The organism is Kytococcus schroeteri, from assembly GCF_002847825.1.
Lineage (GTDB): Bacteria > Actinomycetota > Actinomycetes > Actinomycetales > Dermatophilaceae > Kytococcus > Kytococcus schroeteri.
In genome coordinates this window covers 1-315 of record NZ_PKIZ01000137.1, presented here as the reverse complement: position 1 = coordinate 315, position 315 = coordinate 1, and the positions used below count along the sequence as shown (strand labels likewise).

Sequence of the window (315 nt, the reverse complement as noted above, 5' to 3'; positions counted from 1 at the left end):
GACCCAAGCCAGCCAGCTTGACCTTGACCTCGTTGATGGACTTCTGGCCGAAGTTGCGGATGTCCAGCAGGTCGGACTCCGTGCGTGCAGCCAGCTCGCCGACGGTGTGAATCTCTTCACGCTTCAGGCAGTTGTAGGAGCGGACGGAGAAGTTCAGGTCCTCGATCGGCATGCTGTAGGCAGCGATGTGCTCGCTTTCCTGCGGCGACGGGCCGATTTCGATGCCCTCTGCTTCGTGGTTCAGCTCCTGGGCCAGACCGAACAGCTCCACCAGGGTCTTACCTGCGGATGCCATAGCATCACGGGCGGTGATGG

Annotated in this window: 1 protein-coding gene; it reads right to left on the bottom strand. The window is 61.3% G+C overall.

The features are described 5' to 3' along the window. Positions 1 to 315, bottom strand: a 315-nt coding sequence (locus CYJ76_RS11875; protein WP_331250406.1) for a DNA-directed RNA polymerase subunit alpha C-terminal domain-containing protein, incomplete at both ends; no start/stop codon positions are given.